This is a genomic window from Pseudocitrobacter sp. 73, from assembly GCF_008369545.1.
Classification (GTDB): domain Bacteria; phylum Pseudomonadota; class Gammaproteobacteria; order Enterobacterales; family Enterobacteriaceae; genus Pseudocitrobacter; species Pseudocitrobacter vendiensis.
Map to the genome: position 1 here is coordinate 327,000 of NZ_VTZO01000006.1, position 19,368 is coordinate 346,367.

The 19,368-nt window shown below is 55.5% G+C and carries 16 protein-coding genes; 4 read left to right on the forward strand and 12 right to left on the reverse strand.

Annotated elements, in window-relative coordinates; translation table 11 throughout:
- Positions 1-181: 181 nt before the first annotated feature.
- The 4 genes from F0Q32_RS06565 to bglX all read right to left on the reverse strand — a co-directional run bounded on the left by F0Q32_RS06565 (position 182) and on the right by bglX (position 7,167).
- A complete protein-coding gene (locus F0Q32_RS06565; protein ID WP_149462446.1) occupies positions 182-1,417 on the reverse strand; it encodes an MFS transporter in 1,236 nt (411 codons plus the stop codon).
- 53 nt (positions 1,418-1,470) lie between these two features.
- Positions 1,471-3,030 (reverse strand): MFS transporter, encoded by a 1,560-nt coding sequence (locus tag F0Q32_RS06570; protein ID WP_149462447.1) that lies wholly within the window; start codon positions 3,028-3,030, stop codon positions 1,471-1,473.
- Positions 3,031-3,096: 66 nt separating this feature from the next.
- Entirely contained in the window at positions 3,097-4,434 is a 1,338-nt protein-coding gene (locus tag F0Q32_RS06575) for a glycoside hydrolase family 28 protein (RefSeq protein WP_149462501.1), read from the reverse strand.
- Positions 4,435-4,869: 435 nt separating this feature from the next.
- The gene (gene bglX / locus F0Q32_RS06580) at positions 4,870-7,167 is read right to left on the reverse strand and encodes a beta-glucosidase BglX (protein ID WP_149462448.1); all 2,298 of its coding nucleotides are present in this window, start codon (positions 7,165-7,167) and stop codon (positions 4,870-4,872) included.
- A gap of 196 nt (positions 7,168-7,363) precedes the next feature.
- On the opposite strand from bglX, the gene dld reads away from it, so the two are divergent.
- Together dld and F0Q32_RS06590 are read left to right on the forward strand one after the other, a co-directional pair.
- A complete protein-coding gene (gene dld / locus F0Q32_RS06585; RefSeq protein ID WP_149462449.1) occupies positions 7,364-9,127 on the forward strand; it encodes a D-lactate dehydrogenase in 1,764 nt (587 codons plus the stop codon).
- A gap of 98 nt (positions 9,128-9,225) precedes the next feature.
- Entirely contained in the window at positions 9,226-9,774 is a 549-nt protein-coding gene (locus F0Q32_RS06590) for a GNAT family N-acetyltransferase (RefSeq protein ID WP_149462450.1), read from the forward strand.
- Between the two features lie 127 nt (positions 9,775-9,901).
- Here the strand turns inward: F0Q32_RS06590 and pbpG are convergent, their stop codons facing one another.
- Complete coding sequence (gene pbpG / locus F0Q32_RS06595) at positions 9,902-10,846, reverse strand: D-alanyl-D-alanine endopeptidase (protein WP_149462451.1); 945 nt, start codon at positions 10,844-10,846, stop codon at positions 9,902-9,904.
- A gap of 179 nt (positions 10,847-11,025) precedes the next feature.
- Positions 11,026-11,613 (reverse strand): Yip1 family protein, encoded by a 588-nt coding sequence (locus tag F0Q32_RS06600; RefSeq protein WP_149462452.1) that lies wholly within the window; start codon positions 11,611-11,613, stop codon positions 11,026-11,028.
- Positions 11,614-11,764: 151 nt separating this feature from the next.
- On the opposite strand from F0Q32_RS06600, the gene F0Q32_RS06605 reads away from it, so the two are divergent.
- Positions 11,765-12,328, forward strand: coding sequence for a DedA family protein (locus F0Q32_RS06605; protein WP_149462453.1), 564 nt, complete (start codon positions 11,765-11,767; stop codon positions 12,326-12,328).
- Here F0Q32_RS06605 and mdtQ read toward each other — a convergent pair.
- Entirely contained in the window at positions 12,323-13,762 is a 1,440-nt protein-coding gene (gene mdtQ / locus F0Q32_RS06610; RefSeq protein ID WP_149462454.1) for a multidrug resistance outer membrane protein MdtQ, read from the reverse strand. The two genes, F0Q32_RS06605 and mdtQ, sit on opposite strands and share 6 nt — an antisense overlap.
- 259 nt (positions 13,763-14,021) lie before the next feature.
- Here mdtQ and F0Q32_RS06615 point away from each other — a divergent pair, with 259 nt between their 5' ends.
- Positions 14,022-14,753, forward strand: coding sequence for a bifunctional 2-polyprenyl-6-hydroxyphenol methylase/3-demethylubiquinol 3-O-methyltransferase UbiG (locus F0Q32_RS06615; protein ID WP_149462455.1), 732 nt, complete (start codon positions 14,022-14,024; stop codon positions 14,751-14,753).
- On the opposite strand, the gene dusC is transcribed toward F0Q32_RS06615, so the two are convergent.
- The 5 genes from dusC to gtdA form a co-directional block, all read right to left on the reverse strand.
- A complete protein-coding gene (dusC, locus tag F0Q32_RS06620; protein ID WP_149462456.1) occupies positions 14,750-15,685 on the reverse strand; it encodes a tRNA dihydrouridine(16) synthase DusC in 936 nt (311 codons plus the stop codon). The genes F0Q32_RS06615 and dusC overlap by 4 nt on opposite strands.
- A gap of 62 nt (positions 15,686-15,747) precedes the next feature.
- Positions 15,748-16,941, reverse strand: a complete 1,194-nt coding sequence (locus F0Q32_RS06625) for a 3-hydroxybenzoate 6-monooxygenase (protein ID WP_149462457.1) — start codon at positions 16,939-16,941, stop codon at positions 15,748-15,750.
- A 14-nt stretch (positions 16,942-16,955) separates the two neighbouring features.
- The gene (gene maiA, locus F0Q32_RS06630; RefSeq protein ID WP_149462458.1) at positions 16,956-17,600 is read right to left on the reverse strand and encodes a maleylacetoacetate isomerase; all 645 of its coding nucleotides are present in this window, start codon (positions 17,598-17,600) and stop codon (positions 16,956-16,958) included.
- Between the two features lie 8 nt (positions 17,601-17,608).
- Complete coding sequence (locus tag F0Q32_RS06635; protein ID WP_149462459.1) at positions 17,609-18,310, reverse strand: fumarylacetoacetate hydrolase family protein; 702 nt, start codon at positions 18,308-18,310, stop codon at positions 17,609-17,611.
- Between the two features lie 14 nt (positions 18,311-18,324).
- Positions 18,325-19,362 carry a gentisate 1,2-dioxygenase gene (gtdA, locus tag F0Q32_RS06640; RefSeq protein WP_149462460.1) on the reverse strand — a complete coding sequence of 346 codons (1,038 nt, stop codon included), beginning with the start codon at positions 19,360-19,362 and terminating at the stop codon, positions 18,325-18,327.
- Positions 19,363-19,368: the final 6 nt, after the last annotated feature.

Below are 19,368 nucleotides of genomic sequence, written 5' to 3' on the forward strand. Positions count from 1 at the left end.
ATGAAAATCCAGCGCGCTGAGAATTTTTAGGAATTCATCAAACGCGCCGGGTAATAGCTACAAGATTGCCTGATGCGCTACGCTTATCAGGCCTACGCGATTTATATTTTGTAGGCCGGATAAGGCGTTTACGCCGCATCCGGCAAGGGCAAAGCGCACTGTGTCAGCAAGGTGAGTGACTTTATTTTTCCTGAGGCACCTTTAACGGAATCGCCAGCACACTGGCGGCGAAATAAAGTATCGCAATCACCCACAGCGTACCTTCCACGCCGAGCGGGTCGACGCAAAGCGTGACAATCAGCGGCCCGGCGAAGTTGCTTAAGCCCGATCCTAAATTAAGGCAGGAGATCGCCGCACCCTTGTTTTCCGGCAGCAGCGCGGGGATCAGCGCGCTCAGCGGGCCGAATGCGCCCAGGCCGATGGCGTAAATAGCCAGCGCAGCAAACAACGCCACTCCGCTATTGCCGAACAGTACAGGGGCGTAACACACCGCCAGCGACGCTGCGCCGCACAGCGTGCCGGAGAAAAAGACCACGGTTTTACGCCAGCCAATGGTATCGCCCAGCCAACCGAAGAAGTATCCGGCAAAGATATTCAGCACATTGACCAGCCCCCAGATAGTCAGCCACTCCTGAATGCTGAAACCGAAGCGCGGCAGGTAAACCGGCATCAAAATGACCAGTGAAAATTTACCGATATCGTTGATGGTTTTTACCAGCACTGCCAGGCGCATTTTCGGCTCGCGCGCCAGCACCATCAGCCCTTCGCCCAGCGCCGGTAAGATTTTACTATCTGACTCGCGCTCGGGCTGTGCCCGGTTAAGCACCAGCGCGCATCCGCTGCCCGCCAGCACAAAAACGAAGCCAGTCAACAAGGTAGCCGTTTCCCCACTGTGCGGGACCATAAAGCCCGAAAACCACGGTGCGACGATGGTCATGCCCACGCCAAAAGCAATCCAGAACCAGGAAACCGCCCGTCCCAGAATGCGCGTTTCACAGCACTGGTTAATCCACACCAGAAACGAGTAGGCAAAAAGTGGATACGCCACCCCGCGCAGCGCATAACTGGCGACCATCAACGGATAGTGACCGTTGGGCAGCGCCCAGAAGATAAACGGCACCGAGCCGATAAAATAGACCAGCGTCGCCGCCCACATCAGGCGACGAATCCCCAGTACGCCTGCGCCAATCCCGGAGAACCAGGAAACCAGCGCCACGCACAGGCCGAAGACCGACGACATCATGCTGATGTCGCGTGCGTCAAAGCCGCGCTGTTGCAACAGCGATGCGAGCCAGCTCTGCTCGATAGTCGCGCCGGTAATAAACAAAAAGACGCCAATAAAGCCCCACAGCAGCTGGCGAGGAAGGCCAATTCGCGCCCAGATGCCTTGTTGAAGGTACACGCTATGTTCAGTCATAAATATCAGCCAAAAAGTAAGCCCGGCGAACAGTGCGCCGGGCGGGTCAATAATTACGCGTTCTTCAACTGCACCGCGTTTTCTTTCGCTTTCATCAGGCTGCGGTTTACACAGCCGACGGTGTTATCTCCCCAGCACTGCTCGTAAGGCATGCCGGTCAGCGACTCAATAACCTCTTTGGTTTCGGCGGTGACTGTCGCTTTACTGCCCCCCTGTTTCAGGCGCGCCACTTCATCGTTGAGAATCGCATGGGTACGACCATTCACTTTGAACTGGAAGGCAGACCAGATACCCCACGCGGTGAGGATCACCGGCAGAATAATCATAATGGCAAGGATCATGTTGATAGCTGATTGTGGCTGGCTCGCCTGACCGGTAACAAAACCGGACATCTGCAACGCTACGCCCACCAGGAAGATAGACAGCGCCTGAGAAGCTTTACGCAGCAGGCTCATAAAGCCGGCAAAAATCCCTTCACGACGATTACAGGTAAGAATTTCATCCACATCCGCCACGAAGGTGTAGTTGTTCCACGGAATGGAGTAGATACCGCCGCGCGCCAGGCCCGCAATCCCTGCTGCCAGATAAAGCAGCGCCATGCTGGTTGATCCGCTCAGGTAGGTAAAGGTGAACAAAGCAAAGGCAATCAACGCCATGCTGGCCTGGGTGGCAAACGCGCGAGACGGCGAGTAGCGCAGGGTCAGCCAGGTGGCGACGCCGACACCGAAGAATTGCAGGCCGTTAATCGCACTCAACAAGTTTGAAGCCACAATCGACGAGGTAGAGAGCGCAAACACCACGAAGTAGGTGAAGACGGAGTTAAAGATATCCTGCCCCACGGAACCGCCCAGATACATGCCTAGGTGAGAGCGGAATGTTTTGATTTTTAACGTAGAAACAAAGTCGTAGTAGATATTGAAAATACGCGTGGAAAGCGGCAGTTTCTCGGCGGCTTCGATGGTGCGCTCGCTCTGTTCAATCTCTTCGAGTGAGCGTTCCCAGGTACCGAAATAGACAAAGAACAGCACGACCATAAACGACACCGTGAAAATTGCCCCGGCGTAGAAGAAGGAATCCGCCGAATCGGAACCAAAATAGTTAATCAGACGCCCTGGCAGAAACGCAGCGGTAAATCCAGCAAACTGCGCGATATACATACGCGCGCTGGTCAGTTTCGACCGTTTGGTGAAATCGGAGGTCATTTCCGCCGATAGGGTATCGTACGGAATCAAAATCATCGAATAGACGATTTCAAACAGAATGTAGACCAGCAGATACATCCAGTAATTGAAGCCTTCAACCCACAGCAGGCTGTACACCGAGACCAGCGGAATGCTGAGCAGCAGGAAGAAGCGGCGACGGCCAAAGCGGCGGCCCAGCCAGGTTTTGTGGAAGTTATCGGAAATGTAGCCCATTAGCGGGCACATGATCACATCGACAATACGCGCGACCGCAAACAGCGACCCGGCCTCAATTGGCGTCAGGCCGCAGAAGGTGGTTAAGAAGAACAGCAACCAGGCGCTGACCAGCGTAAAGGCTCCCGAGCCAATCACATCCGCCAGGCCGTAACAGACATAGTTATGGAGTTTTATCTCCCTGACTTTTTTTATCATTTTTCCATCCCCTTAAACTGACATCCGGCGATAGCGGCCCCAGAGCCGCGCCGCCGCTCTGAATGCTTATTTTCCGTTCACTATCACGACGTCCTGCGAATGCCAGCCCGCCGGCAGCGGCGTCGGGCGCACAGCGTTTAATTCACGCAGCACCAGCCCGGTAACGCCATCGGCATACAGCGCCGGGAGCCCGCCAGGGTATGGCTCGACGCCCCACGCGCGCCCGGTTTCCGGGTTCACCAGATAGGCATTATCGAGCCCCATCCCGCTCGGTTTCGCCGGGTTACACGGTGGACGAACGTCAAAGCAGCCCTGCTCCTGCGCATCGCCCTGCACCTGCTGTAGCTGAACGCCGTTAAACGTGACGTCATGAATATCGCCTGCGGTTTCACTGTGCAGGTTGATTGCCCCTTCGCTGATACCGGAGAGGTTGCTGAAGGTGATGTGCTGAATCTGACCGGCGGCAACCTGCGGGTCGCGACGGCGGGCGGAGAGATACACCGGGTCAGCCTTTCCCCAATGGCATGGATGACCGTGACGGCAATCAAACAGAATGTTGCTGAAGCTCATCTGACTGAACACGCCGCCATCGCGCGACACCAGGCCGATGCCACGATTGGACTCAAAAATGGTGCAATTGCTGACGACGATATGGCTGATATCCGCCGCCGTTTCAGTACCCACTTTAATGGCGCAGCTTTTCGAGCGAATGATGCAGTTGTTAACCACCACGTGGCGGGTTGGCTGTTGTAATGCAGGCGCTTTACGGGTGGTTTTCAGGCAAATGCCGTCATCGGCAGCGCTGAAGTAACTGTCGCTGATATGCACAAACTGACAGCTATCGAGATCCAGCGCGTCGGTATTAGAGAGCGCCAGGTCGTTATCAATCGTTAAGCGATGAATGAAAATATGTTTGCAGCTCACCAGATGCGCGGTCCACATCGGCGAATCTGCCAGCGTGATATCGCAAAGGCGCACCTGTTCGCAACCTTCCAGCACCAGCAAACGCGGGCGCTGCGCGGCAGGCTGGCGATAACCCTGCGCATCCGCCTGTGGTGCAAACCAGGCCGCCGCATTGCCTTCAACGCGCCCTTCTCCGCTGAGGGTTATTTGTTGCTGATTGCGAGCGTACAACAGCGCCATATGTGACAACTCGGCCATAGACTGCGTCAGATCTGCCGGGTAATCCGCCACGTTCGGACTTGCGCGCAAGCAGGCCCCGGCCTCAAGGTGCAAGGTAAAATGGGAAGGTAGCACCAGCGTGCCGGTCAACCAGATACCGGGCGGGATGGTCAGCGTACCGCCGCCAGCCGCCGCCAGGGTATCAATCATCTGCTGCAACTGTGCCGTAACCGGACGCGTGCCGGTGTTATCGAGCCCGGCCTGTTCAAGGGAGAGTTTCATTGCGCTACCTGTTTGAGTGTCGATAGCCGCATTTAACGAAGTTTTCGCCCTTTGCTCGCGCGCTGTTTCCAGGCTTTTTTGCGTAATAGTGAAAATCATCACGTCCGCCAGACGGGGGATAAATAGCTTTTGATGGCGCGCACAAAATCAACGCGGTCGTGGAAAGAGGAATGCGTTGAACGTCACATTTTCATGTGCGATGAGGAATAAAAGAACGCGCAAAACGGGGGTGACGACGAAATGTTATCGCTGAAGGTGATGATGTTCACGGAAGTGGGAAATTGATGGGAGATGGGGATTGATTTTTGGTTGGTGCGGTGGGTTTAGCCCCTCACCCCGGCCCTCTCCCGCAGGGAGAGGGGGAAAACCAGTGCAGAACAGGCAGATTGGCACAATCGGTTCCCTCTCCCTGCGGGAGAGGGTTAGGGTGAGGGCTTACTTCAGCTCAAACGCCCCCTGCTTCACACGCGCCGAATCCACGCCGATAAAGACGTTGAATTTGCCCGGTTCTGCATCGTATTTCATGCTCTGATTCCAGAACTTCAGTGCCTCTACATCAATCGGGAAGCTGACGGTTTGCGTTTCACCCGGTTTCAGCGTCACTTTCTCAAAGCCTTTCAGTTGTTTCACCGGGCGACTCATTGACGCTGTCACATCCTGCAAATACATCTGAATGACCGTCGCGCCTTCACGCTTACCGCTGTTGGTAACGTCTACGCTGGCGGTGACCTTGCCGTCGCGCGTCATTGACGGTGCTGACATTTTCACGTCAGAAACGGTGAAGGTGGTGTAGCTCAGGCCATAGCCAAACGGATAAAGCGGGCCGTTGGCTTCATCGAAATAGCGAGAGGTGTACTTGTTTGGTTTATCCGCATTGTACGGGCGACCGGTGTTGAGATGGCTGTAGTAAACCGGGATCTGCCCCACTGAACGCGGGAAGGACATCGGCAATTTACCGGACGGGTTGTAATCACCAAACAGCACGTCGGCAATAGCATTGCCGCCTTCGGTCCCGGCAAACCAGGTTTCCAGAATCGCATCTGCCTGCTGATCTTCTTTCACCAGCGCCAGCGGGCGCCCGTTCATCAGCACCAGCACTAACGGTTTGCCTGTCGCTTTCAGCGCGGCAATCAGGTCGCGCTGGCTTTGCGGGATGTCAATATTCGTGCGGCTGGAGGCTTCATGTGCCATCCCTTGCGCCTCGCCCACGACGGCCACCACGACGTCAGATTGTTTCGCTGCCGCTACCGCTTCATCAATCATGGCCTGTGCGGAACGCGGATCGACTTTCACGGCTTCTTCATACTGGTTAAGGAAGTCGACAATACCTTTATCGTTGGTGACGTTCGCGCCTTTGGCGTAAACCACTTTGCCCTTATCACCCAGCGCGTTTTTAATCCCGGTGAGCACGGTGACAGACTGATCTGCCACGCCAGCTGCCGACCAGCTTCCCATCACATCACGTTTGCTGTCTGCCAGCGGCCCCACCACGGCGATAGTGCCCGATTTTTTCAGCGGCAAGGTTTCGAGACGGTTTTTCAGCAGCACCAGACTTTCACGCGCGACATCACGTGCATCTTTGCGGTGCAGACGGCTTTCGGCGTTGGTGTCCTGTGGGTCAGACTCTTTCGGACCAAGATGGCTGTACGGGTCGTTAAACAATCCCATATCATATTTGACGTTCAGCACGTGACGCGCGGCATCGTCCAGTTCCGCCATCGTCACCTTGCCGGATTTCACCAGCCCCGGTAGGTACTTGCTGTAATATTCATCGCTCATACTCATGTTGATGCCGGACTTCAGCGCCACGCGTACCGCATCTTCCGGGTCAGAAGCCGTACCGTGTTTAATCAGTTCTTTAATCGCACCATGATCGGAAACGGTGATGCCCTTGAAACCCCACTTATCACGCAGGATCTCTTTAAGCAGCCACGCATCCGAGGTTGCAGGCGTGCCGTTCAGCGAGTTCAGCGCGACCATCACCGCACCGCTACCCGCATCCAGCCCCGCTTTATACGGCGGCATATAGTCGTTAAACAGGCGCTGCGAGCTCATATCAACGGTGTTGTACTCTTTCCCGCCCTCAACTGCGCCGTAGGCGGCGAAGTGTTTCACGCTGGTCATTACCGAATAGCGATCCGCCGGGCTTTTGCCCTGCATCGCTTCCACCATGGTTTTACCCATGATTGAGGTCAAATAGGTATCTTCGCCAAAGCCTTCTGAAGCACGGCCCCAGCGCGGGTCGCGCGAGACGTCAACCATGGGTGCCCAGGTCATATTCAGGCCATCATCTGCCGCTTCATAAGCAGACACGCGGCCAACGGTGCGCACCGCATCAAGGTTAAAGCTGGACGCCAGCCCGAGGCTTATCGGGAAGACGGTACGCTGGCCATGCAGCACATCGTAGGCGAAGAACAGTGGAATTTTCAGGCGGCTCAGTTCCATCACCTGATCCTGCATTTTGCGAATATCCTGGCGGGTGACGGTGTTAAAGATAGCCCCAACCTGGCCCTCTTTAATCATCTCGCGAATCGCTTCTTTTGGATTATCCGGCCCTACGCTTATCAGACGAAGCTGGCCGATTTTTTCATCAACCGTCATCTTTTTGAGTAAGTCTGTGACAAACGCATCCCGCGCCTCAGGTGTCAGCGGGTGATTGCCGAACAGCTCGTCCGCCAACGCGGGTTGTAGCGCCAGGCTCACAGCGACGCCTACAGAACATAACCATTTCATGTTGTTAGTCTCTTTATTCCATGCCAGTCAATCGGCGAAAGTTGATGAAAAACCGCAGTTTGCCATAAGCCTAAACGGCTGAGGAGCAGAAAGCGAAGGTTATTCTCTGAATTTTCGAAACATTCGTACTCCCAATAAATCCGCAAAGCGCTATTCTTAGGGACGACAAATTAGTCTCACCACAAGGAGTGGAATAATGTCTGCACAAGCCACCACTGATAATAAAGCGCTAATTAACGAACTCACCCGTCTGGTCGGTCATGCTCACCTGCTGACTGATCCGGCGAAAACCGCCCGCTATCGCAAGGGCTTCCGCTCCGGTCACGGTGACGCGCTGGCCGTTGTCTTCCCTGGTTCACTGCTTGAACTGTGGCGCGTACTCAACGCCTGCGTGAACGCGGATAAAATCATTCTGATGCAGGCGGCGAATACCGGCCTGACCGAAGGCTCTACGCCGAGCGGCAATGATTACGATCGTGAGATAGTCATCATCAGCACTCTGCGTCTTGATAAGCTGCACCTGCTCGATAAAGGCGAGCAGGTGCTGGCCTGGCCGGGTACCACACTCTATTCTCTGGAAAAAGCGCTTAAGCCGCTGGGACGCGAGCCACATTCTGTGATTGGATCGTCCTGCATTGGTGCATCGGTTATCGGCGGGATCTGCAATAATTCCGGCGGGTCGCTGGTGCAGCGCGGCCCGGCGTATACCGAAATGTCCCTGTTTGCGCGTATTGACGAGAATGGCAAGCTGATGTTGGTTAACCACCTGGGCATTGATTTGGGTGAAACGCCGGAGCAGATCCTCAGCAAACTCGATGATGAACGCGTGAAAGACAGCGACGTGCGCCACGATGGCCGCCACGCGCACGATCACGATTACGTCACTCGCGTACGTGATGTTGAAGCCGACACCCCAGCCCGCTACAACGCAGACCCGGAACGCCTGTTCGAATCCTCCGGCTGCGCCGGTAAACTGGCCGTTTTCGCCGTGCGTCTGGACACCTTCCCGGCGGAAAAACGTCAGCAGGTTTTCTACATTGGTACGAATCAACCGGACGTGCTGACCGAAATTCGCCGCCACATTCTGGCGGAATTCAAGAACCTGCCGGTGGCGGGCGAATATATGCATCGTGATATTTACGATATCGCCGAGCAGTACGGCAAAGACACCTTCCTGATGATCGACAAACTCGGCACCGACAAAATGCCGTTCTTCTTCACTCTGAAGGGTCGCACCGACGCGATGCTGGAAAAAGTGTCGCTGTTTAAGCCGCACTTTACCGACCGTTTTATGCAGAAAGTCGGCCACGTTTTCCCGGCGCACCTCCCTGCACGCATGAAGCAGTGGCGCGATAAATATGAGCATCACCTGCTGCTAAAAATGGCGGGCGACGGTATTGAAGAAGCGCAGGCCTGGCTGGCGGAGTACTTTAAACAGGCGGAAGGCGGCTATTTTGTCTGTACCGCCGAAGAGGGTAGCAAAGCCTTCCTGCACCGTTTCGCGGCGGCGGGCGCGGCCATTCGCTATCAGGCGGTACACGCCGATGAAGTCGAGGATATCCTTGCGCTGGATATTGCCCTGCGTCGTAATGATACCGAGTGGTTTGAGCATCTGCCGCCGGAAATCGACAGCCAACTGGTGCATAAGCTCTACTACGGCCACTTTATGTGCCACGTGTTCCATCAGGATTACATCGTCAAAAAAGGCGTGGACGCGCATGAGCTAAAAGAAAAAATGCTGGTGCTGCTTCGCGAACGCGGCGCGCAGTATCCGGCGGAGCATAACGTTGGGCATCTGTACGAAGCCGCGGACACGTTAAAACGTTTTTATCGTGAAAACGATCCGACGAACAGCATGAACCCCGGCATCGGTAAAACCAGTAAACAGAAATACTGGGGCGAAGGAAAACCGCAGAACCCTGGCGTTTCGGCCCCAACCGACGAGCCCGCCGTGAAATAAGAGAGACGGATTGTTATTCAGGTTCGCGCCGTATTAGAGTGAGTGAATGACGCCGGGGGAACGTTTCTCCGGCGATTTTTTTCACAAGGAACCTGAGTATGTCCGCGCGCGAAGCCGCTACTGATGTTGAAATTCGTTTAGCCCAGCCTGATGACGTCCACGCAATTTCCGCTATTTACGCCTGGCATGTGCTGAACGGGCGAGCCTCCTTTGAAGAAACCCCGCCATCCATTGATGAAATCTGCGAACGCATGAAGAAGGTCAATGACCACGGTCTGCCGTGGCTGGTTGCGCTTTATCGCGGCGTCGTGGTTGGGTATTGCTATGCGTCACCCTACCGCCCTCGCCCGGCCTATCGTTATACGGTGGAAGAGTCGATTTATCTGGATACCTCCATGACTGGGCTCGGCATTGGCAGCGCACTGCTGGGCCGGTTGATTGAGATTTGCGAACAGGGGCCGTGGCGACAAATGCTGGCGGTGGTCGGCGATGGCCACAACAACCCGGGGTCGTTGAATCTGCATAAGAAACTCGGGTTTGTGATTGCCGGGCAGTTACGTAGTGTGGGTTATAAACTGGGTGACTGGCGGGATACGTTGATCATGCAGCGCCCGCTCAATGATGGTGACTGGACGCTGCCGGAGTAGCAGGTTTGGTGCCGGGTTGTGACGGATGACGCTGCGCTTATCCGGCCTACGGAGGCGGTGCTGGGGTTTGGTAGGCCGGATAAGGCGTAGCCGCCATCCGGCGTTACTGCGCCGAAGCCGACTAAACTTAATCTTCCTGGGTCGTCACTTTACCGTGCGCCAGGTTGCCCGCAATCTGCGACTCTTTCTGCTTTTTATAGCTCAGCGCGGCCGCAGGAACCGGCATCACTTTACCGGTTTCGACCCAGGTGCGCAGACGGCTGGCGTCGGCGAAATGGGTATATTTGCCAAACGCATCCATCACCACCATCGCCACCGGACGTTTGTTCATCACCGTACGCATCACCAGACAGTGACCCGCCGCATTGGTGAAGCCGGTTTTGGTCAACTGGATATTCCAGTTATCGCGGTACACCAGATGGTTGGTGTTGCGGAACGGCAGGGTGTACGCCGGGTTAGCAAAGGTCGCCATATCCTCACGCGTGGTGCTCAACTGACCAATCAGCGGATACTGTTTGGTGGCAATCAGCATTTTGATCAGATCGCGCGCCGTTGACACGTTGTGAATCGACAGCCCGGTCGGTTCCACATAGCGCGTGTGCGTCATTCCCAACGATTTAGCCTTCGCGTTCATGGCGCGAATAAAGGCATCGTAACCGCCAGGATAGTGATGTGCCAGACTTGCCGCCGCACGGTTCTCCGACGACATCAACGCCAGCAACAGCATATTTTTACGGCTGATTTTACTGTTCAGACGCACGCGGGAGTAAATTCCTTTCATCTCCGGCGTGTGGCTGATATCAACACTCAGCATCTCATCAAGCGGCAGGCGCGCATCCAGCACCACCATCGCGGTCATCACTTTGGTGATGGACGCAATCGGGCGCACCAGATCCGGTTCGCTGGCGTAGATCACTTTATTGGTTTCAAGATCGACAATCATCGCGCTCCCGGAAGCAATTTCCGGGCGCGAGGCTGCGGCCGTCGCCGCCGTTTTAGCACTCGCCTGAGGCGCAAAAGGCACAGCCAGCATTAACGCCAGGCTGAGCAGGGAAACGCGAAATTTCTGCATGATGTGTTTTCTGGTGGTTATTTACGCACTGTATGGAATATGGACGCCGCGCGTACTAAGACAATGCAGCGAGGGCGTCATCATAGCGCGGAGCGCAAGGCACCTACCAGAAAAGAATAGTGAATAAATGCTGCATTGCTGGCGCGAAATAATTCACACCAGCAATGCATAAGAGCGGTTCAGAACAATCGGTAACCATAACCCCACAGAATGACGGTGATCGCCAGCAGCACTTCCAGTACCAGCACGCCAATCGCCAGGGTTGAACTGGCGAAGCTCAGCCCCTCTTCCCGTTCAATGTTGAGGAACGTCGGGATACCGACATAAAGCAAATAACCGGTATAAAACAGCGCAACGGTACCTATCAGCGCGCAGAGCCAGACCAACGGATAGAGCGCCACGATACCGCTCAGGAACATCGGCGTCGCCACATAACCGGCAAACACCATACAGCGCTTGAGCGACGGACGCTCCGGATAGTTACGCGCCATCCACCAGATTACACGTCCCATCACTGCGACGCCACCGAGCATTACCCCATAGAAAAGTACGGCCAGGATTAAACCGGTCACAGGTGACAGTTTAACCACATTGCCATCGCCGAAATTCCAGCCCAACTGTGTTGTTCCTATAAATGCACAGATAACAGGAATCGCGGCCATCAACAGAACATGGTGCGTGTAATGGTGTGAAACAGTTTCGTTTTCACTCCGAATGACATGCATTTCTCGATCGGGATGGGAAAACAGACCCCAGACATGGTTCATAACGCCTCCTCGACACGGCTTCGTACCACGTAACGTAAGTATAATTCACACTAATAGATTATTTATTGAGCAGGCAAAAAATAACGTCGCCCCCGGCTTCGGCTCAGAGGTGTATGCTTAAAGGAGATGTTCAAAGGAAACGAAGATAACGATGGATATACCGGCTCTGATTTCACAATATGGTTATGCCGTGCTGGTACTGGGCAGTATGGCGGAAGGCGAAACGGTGACGCTACTGGGTGGCGTGGCGGCACATCAGGGGTTACTGCGCTTCCCGCTGGTGGTGATTTCGGTCGCGCTTGGCGGGATGATTGGCGATCAGGTGCTCTATTTGCTGGGTCGCCACTTTGGCGGGCGCATGCTGAAGCGCTACTCGCGTCAGCACACCAAAATCCGCAAAGCGCAACGGCTGATTCAGCGTCATCCTTATCTCTTCGTCATTGGCAGCCGTTTTATGTACGGTTTTCGGATTATCGGGCCGCTGTTGATTGGCGCCAGTCGTATACCACCGAAACTCTTTCTGCCGCTCAATATTGTTGGCGCACTGTTGTGGGCGCTTATCTTCACCACCCTCGGTTATGTGGGCGGTGAAGTGATTGCGCCGTGGCTGCATGACCTCGATGCCCATTTAAAACACTGGATTTGGGTTATCCTGGCCGTCGCTGTCGTGCTGGCGTTGCGCTGGTGGTTTAAACGCCGCGCGGATAAATCATAACGCCTGATACCCGCCGCCGAGCGCAGAAGTCAGCTGGATGGAGGCATCCAGCCATTCACCCTGCAACTTCAAAGCTGTAATCTGCTCGTGCAGCGCCGGCAGCTTCGCGTGGCTGTACTGCGCACTGGAAATAATCCCCACCCTTAGCCGCGCCTGCGCGAGTGCTGCCACGCGCCCGGCATCACGTTGCACGTGAGTTTGCTGCTGATTTTTTGCGGCCAGCGTTTCCATCTGGCTGGCGCACTTCGCTACCTGGTTAACGGCATCAACCACCGCTTTGTTGTAACGGGCAATGGCGTAATTATTCTCCGTGCTGGCGATATCCAGATTCGCATTTAATCTGCCGCTGTCAAAGATGGGCAGCGTTAGCCCTGCTGTGACGCCCATCTGCTGTGCGGAGTGGCGGAACAGATCGCTCAGGTGCAGAGCGTCCTGTTGCAGGAACGCCATAATGTTGATATCCGGGTAAAAGGCCGCTTTCGCCGCATCAACATCGCTCAGGGTGGATTCCACCAACCATCGCGCTTCCTGTAAATCTGGGCGACGCGCAAGCAGCTCAAAACCCAGTTGCGATGGCAATTGTGACGTCACCGCCGGTAGCGGCACCGTCTTCAACGACAACGACGTGGATTGCGCGTTGGTGAGCGCCATCAATCGTGCTTCTATCTCTTTCAGATTACCGTCGATATCCGCCAGTTGCTGCGCGGTTTTGCCAACATTAATATCGTTTTCAACGCCTTCCACCGAGTCGTTAATACCAGCCAGATAAAGTTTTTTATCCACCGACACAATCAGGTTTTGTTCTTTCTGGATCTGTTCAAGCTGCTGGCGAATCGCCGATTCCGTTTGCCACTGCCAGTATAGCCGCGCCACACTGCTTGCCAGCAGCTGGCGGGTTTGCGCCATCCCGGCAATATCCGCTTTCACTTTGCCAATTCGCGCGCTCACCTGTGCAGCATCTTTTCCCCACAAATCGATATTCCAGCCCGCCGTTAAGCCGAAGGTGCCGTTGGTATACCACGGCCCCGTGGTGCCCGCCGCCGGATCATCAAAAGCAAATGGCCCCATCAGCCCTTCCGCTGACATTTTTTGGCGTTCCAGATCTGCGGAGAAATTCACCTCCAGCCCACCTTTCGCTTCGGCCAGCTTAGCCTGTGCCTCCGCAAGTTTTATACGCTGCTGCGCAACGGCCATATCCGGTGCATCGCGCAGCGCGCGTTCAATCAGCGCGTTAAGCTGCGGATCGTGATAGTCGTGCCACCAGGTGGACTGCGGCCAGCCGTTTTTCAACGCCACGGGTAGCGACGAATCAATATGCGAAACGGGCAGCGCTTTGGCCAGACGCGCATCGGTTTCATGCGATGGCGCGCAGGCGCATAGCGTAAATATAATCGGTAAGCTTAATACAGCGAACGTTCTGACAGAATGTTTCATGGAATTTGCGTGCGTCTGAAAAGAGGCGCAAATAATAGAGAAAAGCAAACCATTTTCTTTAGTAACCCGTGTGGAAGAATAACCAGGATAAAGTGATCACATCACGTTATTTATGCGCCCAGTAAATACGTCATCTACATTTCGAAATACTTTTGTGCTTAATTTTTGATTGAGATCGAATTACAACGCGCGACCTCATTTAATTTAAGCTTAAATATGGGCATAATTATTTATTGCATGAATGAGTTAGGGATTATCAATGACGCAAAATATTTATGACGATCCGCACTTTTTTGCCGGTTACGCCACGCTGGATCGCTCAGTGAAAGGCTTAGACGGCGCGCCGGAGTGGCCGAAAATTCAAACGCTACTGCCTGAAATCCAGGGTAAAACCATTGTTGATTTAGGCTGCGGCTACGGCTGGTTCTGCCGCTGGGCGCGCGATAACGGCGCGGCGAAGGTGTTGGGTCTGGACGTTTCGCAGAAAATGCTCGCGAAAGCGCTGGAGATGACCTCCGGTCAACACATTACCTATCAGCGTGCTGACCTGGAAACGCTTGTTCTGCCAGCCAGCACCTTCGACCTGGCTTACAGTTCGCTGGCTCTGCACTATCTAAAAGACATCGACCGTTTATTCCGCACCCTGCATCAGGCACTCAAGCCCGGCGGCAAACTGGTTTTCTCCGCAGAGCACCCGGTCTATACCGCCCCGGCGAATCAACAATGGGTAGTGGATAATCAGGGAAATAAACACTGGCCGGTGAGCCAGTATCAACAGGAAGGTGAGCGCATCAGCAACTGGTTTGCCGATGGCGTTAAGAAGCAACACCGTAAGCTCGCGACCTGGATTAATGCAGTGATTGCGGCTGGATTTATCATTGAAGCGCTGGACGAATGGGGACCGACGTCTGAGCAAATCGCCGCTAACCCGGCGCTGGATGAAGAGAAAGAGCGCCCGATGATTTTTATTCTGAGCGCCCGAAAAGCTTAACGCCAGCGCAGGATTTCGCGCGCCACTGACGCGGAGTCCTGCAGCGCCCGTACCGCCATAAACAGTTCCGTGGCTTCCTCGTACTCTTTGCGCAGGTAGCCCAGCCACTGTTTGATGCGCGCCAGATGATACAGCCCGGTGTCGTCCTGTTTTTCCAGCAGACAATATTTTTGCAGCAAACGCACCACTTCGGGCCACGGCATACGCGGTTCGTTATACTTAATCACCCGGCTCAGGTTCGGCACGTTCAGCGCACCGCGCCCAATCATCACCGCGTCACACCCGGTCACCGCCATACACTGTTGCGCGCTTTCCCAGTCCCAGATTTCGCCGTTGGCGATTACCGGAATAGTCAGGCGCTGGCGAATGTCAGCAATGGCCTGCCAGTTAATACGCTCGGCTTTGTAGCCATCTTCTTTAGTGCGACCGTGCACCACAAGCTCGGTTGCGCCCGCCTGCTGCACCGCATCGGCGATTTCGAACTGGCGCGCGCCGCTGTCCCAGCCCAGCCGCACTTTGACGGTTACGGGAAGATCCGCTGGCACCGCTTCACGCATCGCTTTCGCGCCGCGATAGATAAGCTCGGGATCTTTCAGCAACGTCGCCCCGCCGCCGCTGCCGTTAACCATTTTGGACGGACAACCGCAGTTGAGATCAACGCCCCATGAACCGAGCTCCACCGCGCGGGCGGCGTTTTCAGCCAGCCATTCGGGATACTGGCCCAGTAGCTGGATGCGCACCAGCGTGCCGCTCGGCGTGCGGCTGTGGTTGTTCAGTTCCGGGCACAGTTTATGGAATGATTTTACCGGCAGCAGTTTATCCACCACGCGCAAAAATTCGGTGACGCAGAGGTCGTAATCATTCACGTCGGTCAGCAGCTCCCGCACCAGCGAATCGAGCACGCCTTCCATTGGCGCCAGTAAAACACGCATATTGATACCCGGTAAAAAAAGAGGCGCTATGTTAGCGCCTCTTTTCATCGGTTAAAAGCCTGTTAGCGGGGTTGCAGGCAGTTATCTTCCTTCCAGCCGTAGAGCCACTCCATCGCGCGATAGAACTCGGCCTGGGTTTTGCCCTTCCACAGCAGGTTACGCACGTGACGCTCAACGCCCGCAGCGTGATAAATACGCCCCATTTCACGCGTCGACCAGACAATACGGGCGGTACGCGGAATGCGCACAGACTCATACAGCGCGAAGGCTTCTGCCGCATCGCCGTCACATTGCGCCAGCGCTTTGCCGATGGTGACCGCATCTTCCAGCGCCATACACGCTCCCTGCGCCATATACTGCGCCACCGGGTGCGCCGCATCGCCCACTAAGGTAATGCGATCGTTGCCCCATTTTTCCACGGGCTCACGGTCAGCGGTAGACCAGCGACGCCAGGAGGTCGGTTTGTCGAGCATCTGGCGCGGACGCGGGTGAATACCTTTAAAGTAAGAGAGCACCTCTTCTTTGCTGCCGTCCTTCACGCCCCACTCTTCCGTTTCACGGCTGTGGAAGGTCACCACCAGGTTGTATTGCTTGCCGCCACGCAGCGGATAGTGCACCAGGTGACAGTGCGGGCCTGCCCACAGTACCGGGGCGTTGATGCGCAGATCGTCCGGCATATCGTCGCAGTCAATCACTGCACGATAGACCACGTGTCCGGTAACGCGCGGGGTATCGTGCAGCAGGCTCTGACGCACCACCGATTTCACGCCGTCGCAGCCAATCAGAATATCTGCCGTCCAGCTATTGCCTTTATCATCAAACACGGTGACGTCATGGTCGGTCTGGCGGATATCCACCACGTGCGTTGAAGTGCGGTATTCGACACACGGATGCACCATCGCCGCTTCCCATACGGTAGCGTGAATATCGACACGGTGAATCACCGCATACGGGCCACCGAAGTGGTCGCAGAACGCCTGCCCGGTTTCGATATGCACCACTTCTTCGCCGTTCACCGCATCCATCATGGTGATATGATCGGTAAATACCGCACGCTGGCGAGCAACCTCGCCGACGCCCAGGCTATCCAGCGCCGAAAACGCGTTCGGGCCAAGCTGAATGCCCGCGCCAATTTCACCAATTTCATGCGCTCTTTCCAGCAGCATCACTTTGATGCCCTGACGCGCCAGAGACAACGCGGTCGCCGCGCCGCCAATCCCGCCACCGACAATGATTGCACTTGTCACTTTTGCCATGATAACTCTCCTTATTATGCCGGGATTTTGTCCTGTTGGTTCTCGGGTGCGGCAGCGACGAACGCTGGCAGCGCGGAACAGGCTTCATACACGGCTTTACAGCGGGGATACCCGCTAAGATCGCAACCCATACGTAACGCATTCGCCCACTGCGGCACTAAGCAGCAATCGGCCAGCGTCGGCGTGTCGCCCACGCAGAATTGCCCCGACTGGCTGTGGCGCAGCAGTTGCTCCACCGCGCTCAGCCCCTGCTGGACCCAGTGCGCATACCAGCGTTTTTTATCCTCTTCGCTCACCTTCAGCTCATCGCTCAGGTAGCGCAGGACGCGCATGTTGTTAATGGGGTGGATATCGCAACAAATGGCGTAGACGATTTCCAGAATCCGCATCCGCGCCGGATCGTTACCCGGCAGCAGCGGGGTTTGCGGAAAATGGCGGTCCAGCCAGTCAATAATCGCCAGTGATTGCCCCAGCGATTCGCCATCGTCCGTTACCAGCGCGGGCACCAACCCAACCGGGTTCAGCCTGCGGTACTCCAGCGCGTTCTGCTGGCCGATACGAATATTGACGCCGACGGTGTCATAATCGATTCCCTTGAGCGCCATCGCGATACGCACCCGATAGGAGGCCGAGCTATTGAAAAAACTGTACAGCTTCATCCGTCACCTCAAACAATCTTCACGGCGATAGGTGTTAAACCGTCCACGTTGCCGGTAATCGTGTCGCCCTTCACTACGGCCCCAACGCCTTCCGGCGTGCCGGTGAAAATCAGATCGCCCGGTTGCAGCTCGAAGAAGCCCGACAGATAGCTGATGGTTTCATTCACTGACCAGATAAGATGTTTAATGTCGCTGCGCTGGTGATCTTCCCCGTTGACCTGCAACCAGATGGGCGCGTTATCGACGCCGGAAACGTCAGCGGCTTTATGCAGCGGCGAAATGGGCGCGGAGTTATCGAACGCTTTACCGATTTCCCACGGGCGGCCCATCTGGCGCATCTCCATCTGACGATCGCGGCGCGTCATATCCAGGCCGGTCGCATAACCCCAGACGTATTCATGGGCTTTTTCCAGCGGAATATCACTGCCTTTTTTGCCAATCGCCACTACCAGCTCAATCTCATAGTGATAGTTATCGGTCTGCGCCGGGTAGGCCAGATTCAACGTTTCGCCTGCGGCAACCGGAACAACCGCATCAGCGGGTTTGCAGAAGAAGAATGGCGGTTCGCGATCCGGATCGAAGCCCATTTCGCGGGCATGGGCGGCGTAGTTACGGCCTACGCAATAGACGCGGCGTACCGGGAACTGTTCCTCGCTACCAACAACCGGGATCGCAACGGGGGCCTGGGGTTCAAAAACATATTTGCTCATTATTCTTCTCCTGATTAGTAGCGTGCTTCACGGAACAGGCCCAGCGCTTCCTGAACGGGGCGGTCCGAGAAACTAAATAACACGGTCTCGTCCTGCGCATCGAACGACACGCTGTGCCAGGTCGGCACGACAAAGACATCTTTCTCTTTAAAGCTGAACACCTGATCGCCGACGGTGACCTGGCCACTGCCTTCCACCACGTGATAAATCGTGCTGTCAGTGGTGCGCGCCTGACGGGAGCGGAAGCCCTTCGGCAGCAGTTGCAGGAATGCGCCCATCGATGGCATCGGGTAGCCGCCCGTTACCGGGTTCACGTAGCGCATTTTGTAACCATCCCACTCATCGGCATCGCCCAGGCGAGTCAGGTCGTGCAGCGCTTCGCGGCTGCGGTCATAGCGATAGTTGAAAATCGGTGATGAGTTACCGGTTTGATGGCGCAACGGCAGCATGTTGGCGGCGTAGCGCGGCAGATAATCCCCTTCTTTACGGGTGACGGGCTGCTGATCTTCCGGGTAATCTTCTGCAAAGCCGCAGCCAAGATAGTTCACCAGCGGCAAGTCCAGACCATCCAGCCAAATTACGGGCTCATCGCCGGGGTTGCCGTGGTCGTGCCAGCGCCATTGCGGGGTGAGGATAAAGTCGCCCGGATGCATCTGAGTGCGCTCGCCATCGACGGCGGTAAACGCGCCTTTACCCTCAACAATGAAACGTAATGCTGACTGGTTGTGGCGATGGCTCGGGGCAACTTCACCCGGCATAATTAACTGCAAACCGGCGTACAGCGATGAGGTAATGGAAGACTGTCCACGCAGCGCCGGGTTTTCCAGCACCAGTACGCGGCGAACCGCCTCTTTTGCACCAATCAGGCTGCCGCTTTCCAGCAGCAGCGGGCGAATTTCCTGGTAACTCCAGTGTGCTGGCGCGCAGGTCGGGTTCGGCGTTTGTGGCACCAGGTGATGCAGTGATTCCCACAGCGGCGTCAGGTTCTGCCCGGAAATATGCTGGTAATATTGTTGGCGTTCGTTTTTGACGTCCGGATTTAACTGGCTCATTGTTAT